Origin of the sequence: Flavobacterium sp. (assembly GCF_004295795.1) — a bacterium.
In the GTDB taxonomy this organism is placed as follows: Bacteria; Bacteroidota; Bacteroidia; order Flavobacteriales; family Flavobacteriaceae; genus Flavobacterium.
The window spans coordinates 77,174-94,148 of the sequence record NZ_SEBR01000006.1; the positions used below are offsets into that span (position 1 = coordinate 77,174).

16 protein-coding genes are annotated in these 16,975 nt (G+C 46.4%); 11 read left to right on the top strand and 5 right to left on the bottom strand.

All coding sequences use genetic code 11. The features are described 5' to 3' along the window. Positions 1-45 precede the first annotated feature (45 nt). The 4 genes from EOO49_RS06920 to EOO49_RS06935 all read left to right on the top strand — a co-directional run bounded on the left by EOO49_RS06920 (position 46) and on the right by EOO49_RS06935 (position 4,236). Positions 46-804: a LuxR C-terminal-related transcriptional regulator gene (locus tag EOO49_RS06920; RefSeq protein WP_290844052.1), complete on the top strand. Its 759-nt coding sequence runs from the start codon at positions 46-48 to the stop codon at positions 802-804. A 60-nt stretch (positions 805-864) separates the two neighbouring features. Then, complete coding sequence (locus EOO49_RS06925; RefSeq protein WP_290844054.1) at positions 865-1,617, top strand: DUF3667 domain-containing protein; 753 nt, start codon at positions 865-867, stop codon at positions 1,615-1,617. Next, positions 1,614-2,375 carry a DUF3667 domain-containing protein gene (locus EOO49_RS06930; RefSeq protein WP_290844056.1) on the top strand — a complete coding sequence of 254 codons (762 nt, stop codon included), beginning with the start codon at positions 1,614-1,616 and terminating at the stop codon, positions 2,373-2,375. The genes EOO49_RS06925 and EOO49_RS06930 overlap by 4 nt, the downstream gene beginning before the upstream one ends. A 76-nt stretch (positions 2,376-2,451) precedes the next feature. Beyond that, on the top strand, positions 2,452-4,236 hold the full coding sequence (locus EOO49_RS06935; protein WP_290844058.1) for a long-chain fatty acid--CoA ligase: 1,785 nt from the start codon (positions 2,452-2,454) through the stop codon (positions 4,234-4,236). Positions 4,237-5,033: 797 nt separating this feature from the next. Here EOO49_RS06935 and EOO49_RS06940 read toward each other — a convergent pair. Further along, positions 5,034-6,776, bottom strand: a complete 1,743-nt coding sequence (locus tag EOO49_RS06940) for a discoidin domain-containing protein (RefSeq protein WP_290844060.1) — start codon at positions 6,774-6,776, stop codon at positions 5,034-5,036. Positions 6,777-6,965: 189 nt separating this feature from the next. Between EOO49_RS06940 and EOO49_RS06945 the strand changes: the two genes are divergently transcribed. The 5 genes from EOO49_RS06945 (at position 6,966) to EOO49_RS06965 (ending at position 13,467) form a co-directional block, all read left to right on the top strand. After that, positions 6,966-7,418, top strand: coding sequence for a MarR family transcriptional regulator (locus EOO49_RS06945; RefSeq protein WP_290844062.1), 453 nt, complete (start codon positions 6,966-6,968; stop codon positions 7,416-7,418). Beyond that, positions 7,415-9,805 (top strand): 3-hydroxyacyl-CoA dehydrogenase/enoyl-CoA hydratase family protein, encoded by a 2,391-nt coding sequence (locus tag EOO49_RS06950; RefSeq protein WP_290844064.1) that lies wholly within the window; start codon positions 7,415-7,417, stop codon positions 9,803-9,805. Before EOO49_RS06945 ends, EOO49_RS06950 begins: the two co-directional genes overlap by 4 nt. A 134-nt stretch (positions 9,806-9,939) precedes the next feature. Beyond that, positions 9,940-10,290 (top strand): four helix bundle protein, encoded by a 351-nt coding sequence (locus tag EOO49_RS06955; RefSeq protein ID WP_290844067.1) that lies wholly within the window; start codon positions 9,940-9,942, stop codon positions 10,288-10,290. Between the two features lie 38 nt (positions 10,291-10,328). Continuing rightward, positions 10,329-11,510, top strand: a complete 1,182-nt coding sequence (locus EOO49_RS06960; protein WP_290844069.1) for an acetyl-CoA C-acyltransferase — start codon at positions 10,329-10,331, stop codon at positions 11,508-11,510. 151 nt (positions 11,511-11,661) lie between these two features. Continuing rightward, complete coding sequence (locus tag EOO49_RS06965) at positions 11,662-13,467, top strand: acyl-CoA dehydrogenase family protein (protein WP_290844071.1); 1,806 nt, start codon at positions 11,662-11,664, stop codon at positions 13,465-13,467. Between the two features lie 264 nt (positions 13,468-13,731). Here the strand turns inward: EOO49_RS06965 and EOO49_RS06970 are convergent, their stop codons facing one another. Beyond that, positions 13,732-14,154, bottom strand: a complete 423-nt coding sequence (locus EOO49_RS06970; RefSeq protein WP_290844073.1) for an META domain-containing protein — start codon at positions 14,152-14,154, stop codon at positions 13,732-13,734. Between the two features lie 164 nt (positions 14,155-14,318). Here EOO49_RS06970 and EOO49_RS06975 point away from each other — a divergent pair, with 164 nt between their 5' ends. Together EOO49_RS06975 and EOO49_RS06980 are read left to right on the top strand one after the other, a co-directional pair. Continuing rightward, entirely contained in the window at positions 14,319-14,843 is a 525-nt protein-coding gene (locus EOO49_RS06975) for a hypothetical protein (protein ID WP_290844075.1), read from the top strand. Positions 14,844-15,265: 422 nt separating this feature from the next. After that, a complete protein-coding gene (locus EOO49_RS06980; RefSeq protein ID WP_290844077.1) occupies positions 15,266-15,697 on the top strand; it encodes a hypothetical protein in 432 nt (143 codons plus the stop codon). Positions 15,698-15,749: 52 nt separating this feature from the next. On the opposite strand, the gene EOO49_RS06985 is transcribed toward EOO49_RS06980, so the two are convergent. The 3 genes from EOO49_RS06985 to EOO49_RS06995 are packed head-to-tail and all read right to left on the bottom strand — an operon-like array spanning position 15,750 to position 16,876. Next, the gene (locus EOO49_RS06985) at positions 15,750-16,022 is read right to left on the bottom strand and encodes a YtxH domain-containing protein (protein ID WP_290844079.1); all 273 of its coding nucleotides are present in this window, start codon (positions 16,020-16,022) and stop codon (positions 15,750-15,752) included. Between the two features lie 36 nt (positions 16,023-16,058). After that, the gene (locus EOO49_RS06990) at positions 16,059-16,217 is read right to left on the bottom strand and encodes a lmo0937 family membrane protein (RefSeq protein WP_290844080.1); all 159 of its coding nucleotides are present in this window, start codon (positions 16,215-16,217) and stop codon (positions 16,059-16,061) included. Positions 16,218-16,270: 53 nt separating this feature from the next. Next, entirely contained in the window at positions 16,271-16,876 is a 606-nt protein-coding gene (locus EOO49_RS06995; RefSeq protein WP_290844082.1) for a DUF4142 domain-containing protein, read from the bottom strand. Positions 16,877-16,975: the final 99 nt, after the last annotated feature.

A 16,975-nucleotide genomic window follows, 5' to 3' on the forward strand; every position in this document is an offset into this window, starting at 1 on the left:
AAAAGGCTTTCGAATTCCGGAAGCCTTTTTATTTTTGCCGCGGAAATGAAGGAGAACAGACTACAGAAAATCAACGAGATCTGGGCAATTGACCCGAACCGAGGCATTCACGGCACCGAGCGCTCGGTCACGTTCAACGAATTGGCGAGTTCGATCGTGAGCCTTGGTCCGTTTTACTATTACGTGATCGATTTCTCGGATGGTTCGCTCAAAAACCACAGCGATTCTTTCGCGCAGATTCTCGGGCTCGATCCGCAAAACTCCAAATTCGGCGACATTCTCGAGGCGATCCATCCGGACGATTTTGAACTTGTCGGGAAACTCGAGGCGGCTTGCGGCGAATTTTTCTTCCGACACATCGCGCCCGAAAAACTCATGCGCTACAAGTCGAGTTTCAACTTTCGGATGCGGCTCAAATCAGGCGAATACGCGCTTTTCAACCATCAGGCTTTGATGCTTTCCCTTAGCGACGACGGCGGTTACGGCACAGCGATCAACATCCATACGAGGATCGATCACCTGACCGAGACCAACAACAATCGTTTTTCGGCCATCGGTCTTGACGGCGAACCTTCGTTTCTGAACATTTCGCTTGACGCGGACAAAAACCATCTGCAGTTTTCCAACAAAGAGATCGAGGTGATCCGGAATTTGTCCGAAGGCCTTGACAGCAGCGAGATTGCCGACAAACTTTTCATCAGTCCGCACACGGTAAAAACGCACAGGCGAAACATCCTGCAGAAATCGGGTTGCAAAAACGTCGCCCAACTCATCAAGATGTGCGTGATGCAAGGGTTGATTTAAGTAGGAAAAATCCTTTCTTATAAACTTCGACTTTGTTATTTTAGCGCCAATTCACCAAACATGAAACATTCCAATTGCCTCAACTGCGAAAAACCCGTGGAGAATAACTTTTGTTCCCACTGTGGACAACGCACGCATACGCATCGCATGACCCTGAAACATTTTTTCCTGCACGATCTCGTACACGGCGTGTGGCACCTGGAGCGCGGCATCGTCTTTACGCTGCTGGAAACTTTGAGACGTCCCGGTCAGGCGGCGCTTGAATATCTCTCAGGCAAACGCATCCGATATTATAATGTTTTCTATCTGATCCTTTTGGTGATCGCGGCGAACGCGGCCTTGATCCACTTTTACGACAAATTTTTACCCGTCGATACAGAGGAAATTCCGCCCTTTGCCCAATTTATCCAAAACAACATCAAGTATATCCTGATTGGTTGGGTTCCGTTTCTTGCTTTCAACGGGTATCTGATCATGGATAGGATGCGCCTGAACATGATAGAACATTTTATCGTATGCGGAATCAGTCTCTTGGGAACGCTGCTGTTTTGCATCCCTTGGTTTTTTATCGATTTCCTCATCGACTACGGATATGATTTCCGCGCCATGAAACTCTTACAGGCCGCAGTGGCGCTTGCCGTATTGTTTTATCCGGTTTGGACTTACGTGAACGCGGCCGGCAAATTTTACAAATGGTGGGAATATCTCTGGCGATTTATGGTGTTTTACACGATATTGTTTGCCGAATTCATTGCGTTTTTGCTGCTTGTGGTTTTGTGCAGCGGCGGCTTGTCCCAACTCGCACAAAAATGACGAAAGCTACCGATTGCCTCAACTGTTCGGAACCTGTCGAAAAGAAATTCTGCCCAAACTGCGGCCAAAAAACCGACACACATCGCATCACGATCAAACACTTCATCGCGCACGATTTGTTGCACGGCGTCTGGCACGTTGAAAAAGGCTTGTTCTTTACGCTGAAGGAAGCGATCGTGCGCCCCGGAAAAGCGGCCCTGTGGTACATCGAGGGAAAACGCATCAAATATTACAACGTCTTTTACCTCGCGCTTTTGTTGTTGGCACTCAATGCCATATTGATGCATTGGTCTCACGATGCCGCGGGCGTGATCCAGACGAAGGAAAAATACGGCATCAACGAATTGATTGCCTCGTACTCCAAATTTTTCCTGTTTAGCATCGTGCCTTTGCTGGCCTTGAATGCTTTGTCGGTTTTCAGGCGATGGAAACTCAACCTGGCCGAACATTTCATCGTCGCGGGAATGGCGTTGCTCGGAATCTTGTTGATGACCGCCTGTTATTTCGTTTTCAACATTTTATCGGAAGTCACCGACTGGAACATTTTCGGATTCCTCACGATGGTTTGCTTCTTCAGTGTTCCGCTTGTCCCGATCTGGACTTACTCGAACGCATTTTGGTCGAAGTATACGATCGGTGGATTGATTTGGCGTATTTTGGTGTTTTATCTGCTGATTTTCATTGAAATGACAATCATTCTGGGCGCGATAGTCTTACTGCTTTCCAGGAACGGTCAGGACGCGAATTTCGTGATTTGAAGATTCGGGACTTATTTTAAATATTCTTGGCAAATCCGCACGCCTTTTTTTAATAATTTGCAGAAAATTCCATCTAATGTCAGATATCAAACGACTTTTCGACTTTCCCTATCACCAGCAAAAGCACTACAACATACAGGACTCGCTCGCAGCCAAATACGACGGCAAATGGGTCAAATTTTCTACGGACGACTATCTGGCCAAAGCCAACACGATTTCTCGTGCATTGCTAAAACTCGGAGTCGGGAAAAACGACAAGATCGCGGTAATTTCAAGCCGGAATTTACCCGAGTGGCACATTCTCGACATTGGGATTTTGCAGACCGGCGCCCAGAATGTTCCGGTTTATCCGACGATTACCGAAGAAGAATACGAATACATCCTGAACCATTGCGAGGCCAAATACATTTTTGTTTCCGACGACGAGATTCTCGGGAAAGTCAACAAGATCAAGTCGAATCTGACAAATCTCAAAGACGTTTACGGATTCGGTGACAAACCCAATTGCAAGAGTTGGGACGAATTGCTCGAATTGGGAAAGGACGAATCGAACCAGCCTGAAGTCGAAGCCAGGAAAGATTCGATCAAACCCGAAGATCTGGCTACGATCATCTATACATCCGGAACGACGGGAAAACCAAAAGGCGTGATGTTATCTCACGAGAACATTGTGTCGAACGTGCTTGGAAGCGAAAAAAGAATCCCGTTCGAGGCCGGAAAATCGCGTTCCATGAGCTTTTTGCCCATTTGCCACATCTTCGAAAGAATGGTCGTTTACCTCTACCAATATTATGGGGTCGCGATTTATTTCGCCGAATCGATCGACAAGATCAGCGAGAACATCCAGGAAGTCAAACCCAACGTAATGACCGTCGTGCCGCGACTTCTCGAGAAAGTTTACGAGAAAATCCACGCCAAAGGTTCTGAACTGACTGGCATCAAATACAAGTTGTTCTTCTGGGCAATCGGATTGGGCGAACGTTACAAACCTTACGGCGCCAACGGTTGGTGGTATGAAACCCAGCTCAAATGGGCGCGAAAACTCATTTTCAGCAAATGGAGCGACGCTTTGGGCGGACAACTCAAACTCATGGTTTCGGGAAGTGCCGCGTTGCAACCGCGACTTGCCAAAATGTTCGCTGCTGCGGATATTCCCGTCATGGAAGGCTACGGACTTACGGAAACTTCTCCCGTCATTGCCGTGAACTGCATCCGCAACAAGCAATTCAAGATCGGAACCGTAGGAAAACCGATCCCGAACGTCGAAGTGAAAATCGCCCAGGACGGAGAAATCCTGTGCAAAGGCCCAAACATCATGATGGGTTACTACAAAGACGACGCAAAAACAGCCGAAGTCATTACCGACGGGTATTTCCACACGGGCGATATAGGCGAGATCGACAGCGAAGGTTTCCTCAAGATTACCGACCGCAAGAAGGAAATGTTCAAGACATCTGGCGGAAAGTACATCGCACCTCAATTGCTCGAAAACGCCATGAAACAGTCGCGTTTCATCGAACAGATAATGGTCATTGGCGACGGAGAGAAAATGCCGGCTGCGTTCATTCAACCGAATTTTGCTTTCGTGAAAGATTGGGCGCGCATCCACAAACTCGAAATCGGAGACAACAACGACGATATTGTCTGCAACGAAGCCGTGAAACAGCGCATTTGGGAAGAAGTGGAGAAAATGAACACCAAGTTCGGAAATTGGGAAAAAGTCAAGAAAATCGAGCTCACGCCTCAAATCTGGTCAATCGACGGAGGCGAGCTCACTCCTACCTTGAAGCTTAAACGCAAGAATATTCTCGAAAAATACAAAGATCTTTATCAGAAAATTTATGGTTCTCGTGGTGAGTAGCCGCTGATTTACACTTGGAAAGAAAGCTTTCAGGACGAATTTGGAGGCTTTTTTTTGAACCATTAAAGTTCATTAAGTTCATTAAGTTCATTAAGTTCATTAAGGACACTTAGATTGATTTTTCTAACGCTACATTTGTGTATTCGTGGCCAGTGAACAGATGTAACGAATTTTGGAGGCTTTTTTTTAAACCATTAAGTTCATTAAGTTCATTAAGGACATTTAGATTGATTTTTCCGACGCTACATTTGTGTATTCGTAGCCAATGAACAGATGTAACGAATTTTGGAGGCTTTTTTTTGAACCATTAAGTTCATTAAGTTCATGAAGGACATTTAGATTGATTTTTCCGACGCTACATTTTTGTGTTCGTGGCCAATGTTACAGATTTAACGATTTTGGAGGCTTTTTTTGAACCATTAAGTTCATTAAGGACATTTAGAATCGATTTTCTCCAAAAGTTTCGAATTAGCGAGATTATTCTGCAACTTCCAAATCGCAACTGACGCATATTGGCCGACAGCTGTAAAAGCCGCGAATTCGAGAATTTATGCCTCGGTCCGAAACTAAATTCGCGAATCCGCGGTTGAAAACTTTGCTACAATATAAAGGTATCGCCGCGGATGTGAAAGTCAATATCGAAAACGAATTTGTGGATTTCGCCTTTGTCGTCCTAGCTTAATGAACTTAATGCCCTTAATGCCCTTAATGGTTAAAATTATTCAACGAAAAAACGCGACTTAACTACTCTAAACTATGTTAATTGTTTAAAAAGTAGCGGAAAAAAGTCGTAGTTGTCACTCAGCTTTCTTAACATCGGTCTTAGCGGAAACCCCATTCTCATTGATGGCCTCGATCGAAAAGTAGTAAGTCTTCTTCAAATCCATCGCCTTGAACCAATATTCGTTGAAATCGTGGATCATGATGCAGCTGTAAAGCTTGTCTGGCGCGGTTCCGTAGTATAGATTGTAGGCGAACGCGTTGTCGACAGGTTCCCATTTTATGTACGCGCTTCTCTTGTCTTTTTCCGTTCGGAGCACAATCAGTTGCTTGACTTTCTCCGGTTTGGCGCCGTTTCCGTTTCCGAAGATCCGCAAGCCCGAAATCGCGAATTTTCCGGTCGGCATGTGGATGTTCTCGAGTTTGATGAAACGCGTCTGCACGGGTTTTTCGAGCTCGATGTAATCGTGAGGCACATCGGTTTTATTCTTGCTTTTGTCGACCAACACTTTCCAGTTTTTGCCGTCATCGGACGAATAGATTTTGTACTGATGGAAAATTCCGGTCGGTTTCCCGAGAAATTCCGCGTCCTGATCGGCATAATTGATCTGGATGGCGTTCACGGTCGATTTCTGACCCAAATCTGTCGCGATCCATTCGCCTTTGTTCGCGGTCTTGGCCGACCAATACGTCTTGATGCTTTCGTCGTTGGCGTTGTTGGCGAAAAAACTTCCAAGCGTAGAGGAAACGGTGATTGGTTTTTTGTAGTTCAGAAGCATCCAACCCGGAAAAGTTTTGCCGTTCTTTCTCGCTTCCGGCGCATATTGCGGATAGTCGCCAAAAGCCGTGTTGCACCACATCATGTCGTCCTTATCAAAACCTGTCGGCCAAATCCCGATGCGTCTTTCCCAGGTATTCTTGACGCAGACGACCGTTGTCGCCGTATGCCAATATTGTCCGTATTTGTCCTTGAAAGTTCCGCCGTGACCCGCGCCTCTGTTGAATCCGCCGGGTTTGAAACTCAACGGATCCGATTGCGGAACGATATCCGGCTCCAGATCGAACAAAGGCGTTTTCCCGACCACTACCCCATCGGCATAACCGCTGAATTCCGTGCCCGGCGCTCCATATGAAAAGTAATATTTGCCGTTGTGCTTGACCATATCGGCACCTTCGATGAACGGATCGAGGAAAGTGTTGTCCATGTGTTCGCCGAAACGCTGCCAGCCGTAGCGCCAATCTTCGAGAAAATACATCGGGCGTCGGCTTCCTATGGGTTCGAAAGTCTTACGGTTCAGCTCCACGCCCATTACCGGATGCTTGTTGCTCGAACCGTTGTACATATAGAATTTTCCATCGTCGTCAGTGAAAAATCCGGGATCCCAACCGCCAATCGCGAGCGAATCTTTTATCACGAACCATTTCCCATTGGCCGGATCTGTGCTTCCCCAAAGCGAGAAAGTCTTGGTGTAAGTACTTCCGAAAACCACCAAAGTGTCGCCCACGACGCCAATTCCGGGCGCGCACAGATCGTCTTTCGTATCATTCCACGGACGCAGGAAACTTTGCTTGTGGAATTTCCAGTTGAGCATGTCAGAACTTTGCCAATAACCGCCTTGGTTCGTCGAAAAGAGATAAAGGTCGTTTTTGTAGTTAGCGATTACGGGATCGGCAGTCGCGCGGTGTTTTCCCCAAGTCGTGAAATTCTCGTGAGGCGTGTAGCCGTAGTCGATGTTTATCGGATTGCAATATGTCTGCTGTTGTGAAATGCCGAGCATCGGCAGACAAAAAACTAGCGCTTTTACAAGGCTTTTGATCATTTGTGAAGTTGTTGGTTCGAAACATAAAACTACCAAAGATTCATCGGAAACGAAAACGCATCGTCCACATCAACACTACATCAAAATCGAAAATTTACACAAATTTATTATGCATGCATACTACTTTTTGCTATATTTGACTTTGGGACGAACATCCTAACAGCCGCAAGGAAATCGATTGCGTAAAACATGAAAGACAAAACCATAGATTACATTCTTCGTGCAACCTGGCAAGCCGTGGCCCGCATGTATAACGAGGAAGCCAACAAATACGGGGCGACAATGGCCACGGGATTCGCGCTTTTGAGCATGGATCGCGAAGATGGAACGCCGTCGACGGCATTGGGTCCGAAAATGGGAATGGAAGCCACTAGCCTCACCCGAACCCTAAAGTCGATGGAGGAAAAAGGCCTGATCGAAAGACGCCCGAATCCCGAAGACGGACGAGGCGTTCTCATTTACCTCACAGATTTCGGACGCGAAAAACGCGAACTCTCCAAAAACACCGTGCTTCAGTTCAACAATACGATACGCGAAAAAGTGGGCGATGAAAAACTGCGCCATTTCGCCGAGGTTGCCGAAGCCATAAACGAACTCATCTCAGAAAAAAACATTTTCAATACAACTGAACAAATCAAATGAAACGCACTATCAAAAAAGTGGCCGTCGTCGGCTCGGGCATCATGGGTTCGGGAATCGCCTGCCATTTCGCCAACATTGGCGTTGAAGTATTGCTTTTGGACATCGTTCCCAAGGAATTGACCGAAGCCGAAACCAAGAAAGGCCTGACTTTAGAGAGCAAGGTCGTGAGAAACCGCGTCGTGAACGAACACTTGCAGCACGCACTCAAATCGAAGCCCTCGCCTATTTACCACCAAAAATTCGCAAGCAGGATTGCCACCGGAAATACGACGGACGACATGCCGAAATTGGCTGATGCCGATTGGATCATCGAAGTCGTGGTCGAACGTCTGGACATCAAGAAACTCGTATTCGAGCAGATCGAAAAGTACCGCAAGCCGGGAACTCTGGTCACCTCGAACACTTCCGGAATCCCGATCCATTTCATGAGCGAAGGCCGAAGCGAGGATTTCCAGCAACATTTCTGCGGAACCCACTTTTTCAATCCGCCGCGCTACCTGAAATTGTTCGAGATCATTCCGGGTCCGAAAACTTCGTCGGAAGTGCTTTCTTTCCTCAATGGATACGGTGAAAAATTCCTCGGAAAAACTTCGGTTGTCGCAAAGGACACGCCCGCGTTCATCGGAAACAGAATCGGGATTTACGGCATCCAATCGCTGTTCCACCTTGTCAAGGAAATGGGATTGACCGTCGAAGAGGTCGACAAATTGACCGGACCGGTTATCGGACGCCCAAAATCGGCGACTTTCAGAACGGTCGATGTCGTCGGACTCGATACTTTGGTGCACGTTGCAAACGGTTTGTATGAAGGCGTTCCGTCCGATGAAGCACACGATTTGTTCAAACTTCCGGATTTCATCACCAAAATGATGGAAAACAAATGGCTCGGAAGCAAGACCGGACAAGGTTTTTACAAAAAAGTCGACAAGGATATCCTGACTTTGGATTTGGATACCTTGGAATATCGTCCGAACAAAAAAGCGTCGTTCGCGACCCTGGAACTCACCAAAACGATTGAAAAACCGATCGACCGTTTCAAGGTCCTGATTACCGGGAAAGACAAAGCCGGTGAATTCTACCGCAAGAATTTCGCGGGAATGTTCGCTTATGTCTCCAACAGAATCCCTGAAATCACCGACGATCTCTATAAAATCGACGATGCCATGAAAGCCGGTTTCGGATGGGAAAACGGTCCGTTCGAGATTTGGGACGCGATTGGGATCGAAAAAGGCATCGAACTGATCAAAGCCGACAATTTGAAGTACGCTTCGTGGGTTGACGAAATGCTCGCATCTGGAAACAAATCGTTCTATTCTGTCAAGGATGGCGCAACTTACGCTTACGACATTCCAACGAAATCACAGAAGAAAATTCCGGGGCAAGACGCGTTCATCATCCTCAATAACATTCGCGAAAACAAGAAAGTCTGGAGCAATTCGGGCGCGACGATACAAGATTTGGGCGATGGAATCCTGAATCTGGAATTCCACTCCAAAATGAACACGATTGGAGGCGAAGTCATCCAAGGCATTGTGAAAGCCATCGATTTGGCCGAAAAAGATTTCCAAGGACTCGTGATCGGAAACCAGGGCGCGAATTTCTCTGTAGGAGCGAACATCGGGATGATTTTCATGATGGCCGTCGAGCAGGAATACGACGAACTCAATTTTGCCATAAAACAATTCCAGGATACGATGATGCGTCTGCGTTACTCGTCGATCCCGGTCGTTGCCGCACCTCATGGAATGACGCTTGGCGGTGGTTGCGAACTCAGCATGCACTCGGATAAAGTCGTCGCTGCCTCGGAAACTTATATCGGATTGGTCGAATTCGGAGTCGGTGTGATTCCGGGTGGCGGCGGATCGAAAGAAATGGCGTTGCGCGCATCGGACCAATTCCACAAAAACGACGTGGAACTCAACGTGCTTCAGGAATATTTCCTCGCTGTTGCGATGGCCAAAGTCTCGACATCGGCTTACGAAGCGTTCGACACCGGAATTTTGCAGAAAGGAAAAGACGTTATTGTAGTGAACCGCGACAGACAAATCGCCGAAGCCAGGAAACACGCCTTGCTTTTGGCCGAGGCGGGTTATACACAACCTATCCGAAGAAAAGACGTAAAAGTATTAGGAAAGCAAGCCCTGGGAATGTTCATGGTCGGAACCGACAGTATGGAAGCCGGACATTACATTTCGGAACACGACAAGAAAATCGCCAACAAACTGGCTTATGTCATGGCGGGAGGCGATCTATCCGAAGCGACTTTGGTATCGGAACAATATCTGCTCGATTTGGAACGCGAGGCCTTTTTGTCGCTTTGCACCGAACGCAAAACGTTGGAACGCATCCAGTTTATGTTGACGAAAGGGAAACCATTGAGGAATTAGATTTGAGTTATGAGATATAAGTATTGAGATATAAGTATTGAGATATGAGTATTGTTGAGATATTAGTATTGAGATATCAGTATTGTTGAGATATTAGTATTGAGATTGTACATCAACCTTTAAAAGCCATACAAATGAATAAATTACACGAATTAAAAATTTGGCAGAAATCCATCGAATTAGCCAAAGAAGTTTACGAAGTCATTTCAGAACTTCCTCAAGACGAAAAGTACGGACTCGAATCTCAAATGAAACGCTGCGCGGTGTCGGTGCCATCTAACATCGCAGAAGGTGCAGGAAGAAACTCGAAAAAAGAATTTTTCCATTTTATAGGGATCGCGAATGGCTCACTATTCGAATTACAAACGCAACTCATACTTTCATACGAATTAAAAATGCTTAACGAACAAAGATGTAATAAAGTGGTAGAAAAGGTTATCGAACTCCAGAAAATGAATTTTTCATTTCAAAAACGTCTCGTTTAGTCTCACCACTCATAGCTCACAACTCATTACAAAAAAATATGAAAACAGCATACATAGTAAAAGCATACAGAACAGCTGTCGGAAAAGCCCCGAAAGGTGTGTTCCGATTCAAGCGTCCCGACGAATTGGCAGCCGAAACCATCCAGCACATGATGGACGAGTTGCCGCAACTCGACAAAAAAAGGATTGACGACGTAATGGTCGGAAACGCGATGCCGGAAGCCGAACAAGGTTTGAACTTTGCCCGATTGATCTCGCTCATGGGACTGAAAGTGGACGACGTGCCGGGCGTGACGGTCAACCGATATTGCGCTTCGGGACTCGAAACGATCGGAATGGCAACGGCAAAAATCCAGTCCGGAATGGCCGATTGCATCATCGCGGGCGGAGCCGAAAGCATGAGTTTTATCCCAATGGGCGGCTATAAACCCGTTCCAGATTACGCCCTCGCCCAAAAAGGACACGAAGATTATTATTGGGGAATGGGATTGACTGCCGAGGCGGTCGCCAAACAGTTCAACGTTTCGCGCGAAGATCAGGATGAATTCGGATTCCAATCGCACCAAAAAGCGTTGAAAGCACAAGCCGAAGGAAAATTCGACAAACAGATTGTCCCGATCACGATCGAGGAAAATTACGTGGACGAAAATGGCAAGAAAGCCTCGAGAACATATACGGTCGCCAAAGACGAAGGTCCAAGAGCCGACACTTCTCTAGAAGCATTGGGAAAACTGAGACCGGTTTTCGCCGCAGACGGTTCGGTCACAGCCGGAACATCGTCCCAAATGAGCGACGGAGCGGCTTTCGTGATGGTCATGAGCGAGGAAATGGTCAAGGAACTCAATCTCGAACCGATAGCGCGTCTGGTGAGTTTCGCCTCGGCCGGAGTCGAACCGCGAATTATGGGAATCGGTCCTGTGAAGGCCATTCCGAAAGCTTTGAAACAGGCGAATCTCGAGTTAAAAGACATCGATTTGTTCGAGTTGAACGAAGCTTTTGCCTCACAATCGCTGGCTGTTATCCGCGAACTCGGAATCAATCCTGACATCGTGAACGTAAACGGTGGCGCGATCGCACTTGGTCATCCGCTAGGTTGTACCGGCGCGAAACTATCGGTGCAATTGTTCGACGAGATGAAACGCCGCGGCAACAAATATGGGATTGTTACCATGTGTGTTGGGACTGGGCAGGGTTCGGCGGGCGTTTACGAAGTGCTTTAATGGCGCAAATAAGCGAGTAGTATCGACCGAATCCGCGTGATTGCTAAACTGCGAGTGAAAATAATCAAATCATCGGTGTCATTTGTTGACATCCGTGACTAAAAACAAGCCATAACGACATCAGTTCTTCTGGCAAAAAAACACAAAAGATATGGAAACCTCTATCGAAAAAGACGTAACCCGCGGCGGCCAATTCCTGGTCAAGCAAACGCAAGCCCAAGACATTTTCACACCCGAAGATTTTACCGAAGAACAGCGTATGATGCGCGATTCGGTAAAAGAGTTTACCGACAAGGAACTTTGGGCGAACAAGGAAAAGTTCGAGAAAAAAGATTACAAGTATACCGAAGAAACCATGCGCAAAGCCGGCGAAATGGGCTTTTTGAGCGTGTCGGTTCCCGAAGAATACGGCGGACTCGGAATGGGATTCGTCGATACAGTATTGGTTTGCGACTACATTTCGGGCGCGACGGGATCTTTTTCGACAGCTTTCGGAGCGCACACGGGAATCGGGACAATGCCGATCACGTTGTACGGAACCGAAGAACAAAAGCAAAAATATGTCCCGAAACTAGCGTCCGGCGAATGGTTCGGCGCTTACTGCTTGACAGAACCTGGCGCGGGTTCGGATGCGAATTCAGGCAAAACGAAAGCAGTTCTTTCCGAAGACGGGAAACACTACTCGATCACGGGACAAAAAATGTGGATCTCGAATGCAGGTTTCTGTTCGGTTTTCATTGTTTTCGCCAGAATCGGGGACGACAAGAACATCACGGGTTTTATCGTGGAAAACGATCCGTCGAACGGAATCACTTTGGGCGAGGAAGAACACAAATTGGGAATTCGCGCCTCTTCGACGAGACAGGTTTTCTTCAACGAAACGAAAGTTCCGGCAGAGAACATGCTTTCGGAACGCGGAAACGGCTTTAAAATCGCGATGAACGCGCTTAATGTCGGACGCATCAAATTGGGTGCAGCTTGCTTGGACGCACAACGCAGAATTACGACCGAAGCAGCGAAATACGCCAACGACAGAGTGCAATTCAACACACCGATCGCATCTTTTGGGGCAATCCGCTCGAAGTTGGCTGAAATGGCGACGAATTGTTACGCCGGAGAAAGTGCGACTTACCGCGCGGCACACGACATCCAAACCAGAATCGAAGCGCGTGAAGCGGCCGGAGCCGGACATCAGGAAGCTGAATTGAAAGGCGTCGAGGAATACGCTATCGAGTGTTCGATCATCAAGGTCGCGGTTTCGGAAGACGTGCAGAATTGTGCCGACGAAGGCATCCAGATTTTTGGTGGAATGGGCTTCTCCGAAGACACTCCGATGGAATCAGCCTGGAGAGACGCGCGCATCTCGAGAATTTACGAAGGCACGAACGAGATCAACCGGATGCTTTCTGTTGGAATGCTGATCAAAAAGGCGATGAAAGGCCATGTCGACCTGCTTGGTCCGGCGATGAAAGTCCAGGAAGATCTGATGGGAATCCCGGATTTCAACACGCCAGATTTCTCGGAATTGTTTTCGGAAGAAAAAGACATCATCGCCAAACTCAAGAAAACATTCCTCATGGTCGCTGGCGGAGCGGTCCAAAAATACGGTCCGGAACTAGACTCGCATCAACAGTTACTGATGGCCGCCGCCGATATCCTGATCGAAATCTATCTCGCCGAATCGACGATCCTGAGAACCGAAAAACTCGTAAAGTCAATCGGCGAACAAGCTGCCGAAGGACAAATCGCAGCTGCCAAACTTTACTTGTACAAAGCGGTCGACATCGTAACGTCAAAAGGCAAAGAAGGAATAGCATCGTTCGCAGAAGGTGACGAGCAAAGAGTCATGATGATGGGATTGCGCCGTTTCACCAAGTACACGAATATGCCGAACGTTGTCGCTTTGAGAGAAACTGTCGCCCAGAAAGTGGTTTCGGCAAACGGATATCCTTTTTAAAAAAAAATGGCAGTTGCAGTTGCAGTAGCAGTACGCGATTTAGCAGCAGATGTTAACGCTTATCGCTACTGCGGTTACCAATAAATTAAGGTTATTAAATAATAATTAGTTAAGTCAAGCGAAAAGCGTCCGGGTTTGGACGCTTTTTGTTTTGTATCAATCGCGACCTTCGTGTGTCTTCGCAACTGCAACGGCTTCTGCCTTCTGCAACTATTACGGCTTCTGCTTCTGCTACTGCTTCTGCTACTGCAACTACAACTGCTTCTAATTTTTCACAAATCTCATAACGACAATATCGCCCGAGATCAGCACGAGTTTTCCATCAGTTCCGATGTCGAACGCATTCACCTTTTGGATGGCGTTCATGTACGTCTTCTCGCCTTCTCCAGGACAAAACATCTTGGTCGAAATCATGTTTTCGCTGAAATTGAGCCTGTTCCCGACGACCGTGATCGGACCCGAATAATTGTTGCAGCCGTTTTTTCCAGATGCTCGATTTTGCTTGAGATCGACAAAAAGAGTCGGCGCATTTCCGGGATAGAGTGTCTGCATGTCGCCTCCGGAGACGAATTCAAGCACCCAATTTCCGTCGAGCGCTCCGGTTTTCGTGAATTGTGGTTCGGCAGGTTTGCCTGATTTGCAAGACGAAATCAGGACAAGGATGAATAAGACAATCAATTTTTTCATTGTAGTTGTTTTTGTGTCGTATTTAAATTTACGGAATTATTCAGCCGATCCCCGATTTTGAAATTTGTTTTTTGTCCCGATAGCTATCGGGATGAGATTAAGGATTTGAAATTTGGGTTTTCACAACCTCGTTGCTTATTTTTAGGCCGATAAAAACCATAACTATGAAATTACTTGGAATTGGGTCGCGCATCGACCATCCGGAATTTGGAAAAGGCGTCGTGACGAACGTTTCATCGAAAGATTATTGGGTGACATTTATCGAAGGCGGATTGGAAACCATCGCGCTGAACGATACTTTTGAGGTCATCGAGGCGTCGGACAACGAAGTCGACACCGTGAGCTTCTTCGACATCGAAAAATCGCTGAAAACGATCCTGAGAAAGTGGAGCGACGTGACCGAAACCGTTCCGATCGCCGACAAATGGAAAGGCGGAAACCTAAAACTCGAACCCGGCCAAAGTGGCGTTCAGGGAAAAGATGTTCCGATCGATACGTTCTTCAATAAGATCGTCATGGTGCGCGACCGCTTGCGCGTCATGGAACAGAAGATCAATGCGAGCAATCTCGAAAACTCCGAAAAAGTTGAATTGCAGCAATACATCACAAGGATTTACGGATCGTTGACGACATTTAACGTTTTGTTCAAGTTGCAGAGCGACTACTTCGTCGGGGAAAAGTCTAAGTAGTGCATGAGTGGAAAGTGCGTGAGTCAGCAAAAATGCTGCTATTGTTTGGATAGTAAATCGGTCAAAAAAAACGTCTCGAGAGAAATCTAGGGCGCTCCGAACTCCGTACTCAAGAACTTACTAAAATAAAAAAGCGGCCTTTGAGGAAGCGGCCGCTTTTAACTTGCATGAGTATATTATTTAGAGAGTAATAGTATACATCCTGCAAAAACCAAACAAACATTTATTGTAGTCCCTTGAATCTTTATGATGATCTACATGGCAAAGATGCAGCGATTCGGGTAGCGGTTTGTTACAGGATTTTTTTCATTTGTTACAGAATTTAATATTGAGTGGGAAATAGCTATTTCGAGACCGGTTTGTTTCTGGCGGTCGGCTTTCTGATATTGGGTGTCGGGAACTATTTCGTTACGAAACGCAACTTGAACAGGTACTCAAATTACAGAGTCAAACTCGCGCAGAACGCCATTGTTCGCCTCGATGACATAATCTGCAACATGGAATCGGAAGACACCATTTTTACTCACCAATGTTCCCTCTTTGTTTTGGACGACCAACTCGTAATTGACTGCTTGTCGAACGCGATATCACTTTTCGATACGGACGAAACTTTTCCGTTCCTAATCCTTTCCGGACTTCCTTTTCCCAAAATAGACGAGCGAATCATCGGTTGCAAAATCTTGATAAGAAGCTTCGAGGTGACTTCCGGATCCATCCGATTCCAAGCAAAAATCCACCAGGAAAATTTCATGCAGAAACTCGCCTCCGAAGTCAAACTCGAAATTGTGCTCACAGGCAGAAACATCACCCAAAACGCATCTGAAATCAAGTTTGCGCTGAACTTCTCCGTATAAAAAAAGGACCGTATTCCTACGATCCTCTTTTTGCGTAAACAGATAATTTACGTTATACTGCCGAATTTGCTTTTTCGACGGCTCCGTTGACGGCTTGTTCAGCACGTCCGGTCAATTCGTTGAATTTGGACTTAACGGCGTCGAATTTCTGGTTAGCAGCATCGACGATGTTTCCGTATTTGTCAACTGCCTGATCTTTCAGGTCAGTTCCTTTATCCTTGATTTTCTTGCGTGTCTCGCTTCCTTTATCAGGAGCGAACAAAATTCCTAGTGTGGCACCAATCGCAACTCCGGCGAAAAGACCTACCAATACATTCTTGTTCATGATTTCTAATTTTATCGATTATTGTTTCAGTTCAATTTAAAGTGGTCGTCTGCCTTGGATGATTCTCAAGAGAACCACGATGATGGCGATTACGAGCAGGATGTGGATCAGGTTACCAGTTACGATTCCTCCAAAGAATCCGATTGCCCAGATGATGACTAGAATCACCGCGATGGTATAAAGTAAATTTCCCATAATTTGTGTTTTTTAGTTAGACTTGTATTTGTTATTTAGGTTCTATTTTCATTTTAACTTACTCTGGCTTGGATCACCTTGGCGTGCTCGAGGTGGTTTTTCAAGGTCGGAAGCATTTTCTCGGCCCAACTTTTGATGTCGGCGTCAGTTCCTTCTTTCACATAATCCTCGAATTTCTTGATGACTTCCTCGTGCTCGGCAACGAGATTGTCGGCATACGCCTTATCGAAATCGGTAGCAGGTTTTTCGTTGAAATCAGCTACTTCTTCTTTAATGTCTTCAGTAGCTGTTTTCGGGATCGAAATCCCTTTGTTTACCGCGATCGCCTTGATGTCACGTGCAGTTTGCGAGTGCGTTTCGACCATCATGGTCGCGACCGCCTGAACATCTGATCTTGTACTCTTTTGAGCCAATTTCCCGAGTTCAACCTCTTTCATGTCGGTTTCGGCAATAGACATCAAAAAATCTGAATCTTCTTTTTTGACTTCGCTTTCGACTCCTGTAGTGGCGTTGTCGAATTTCTCTTCATTTGCCTTTTCGGCTACTTTCTCCGTATCGGTTGACTTGTCTTTTGTGTCGCACGATTGTACGGTAAATGTCATCGCTCCCAAAAGCAGCATCGACATTGCGCACAACTTGTAAAAAAATGAATTCTTCATGGCTTGGAAATTTAGTTGTTATTGTTATTTACAAAATTCCCAAAAATAGCGCCATCAGCCGTTACAGGATATTGGCCGATTCTTGCAATATTTCCTTTG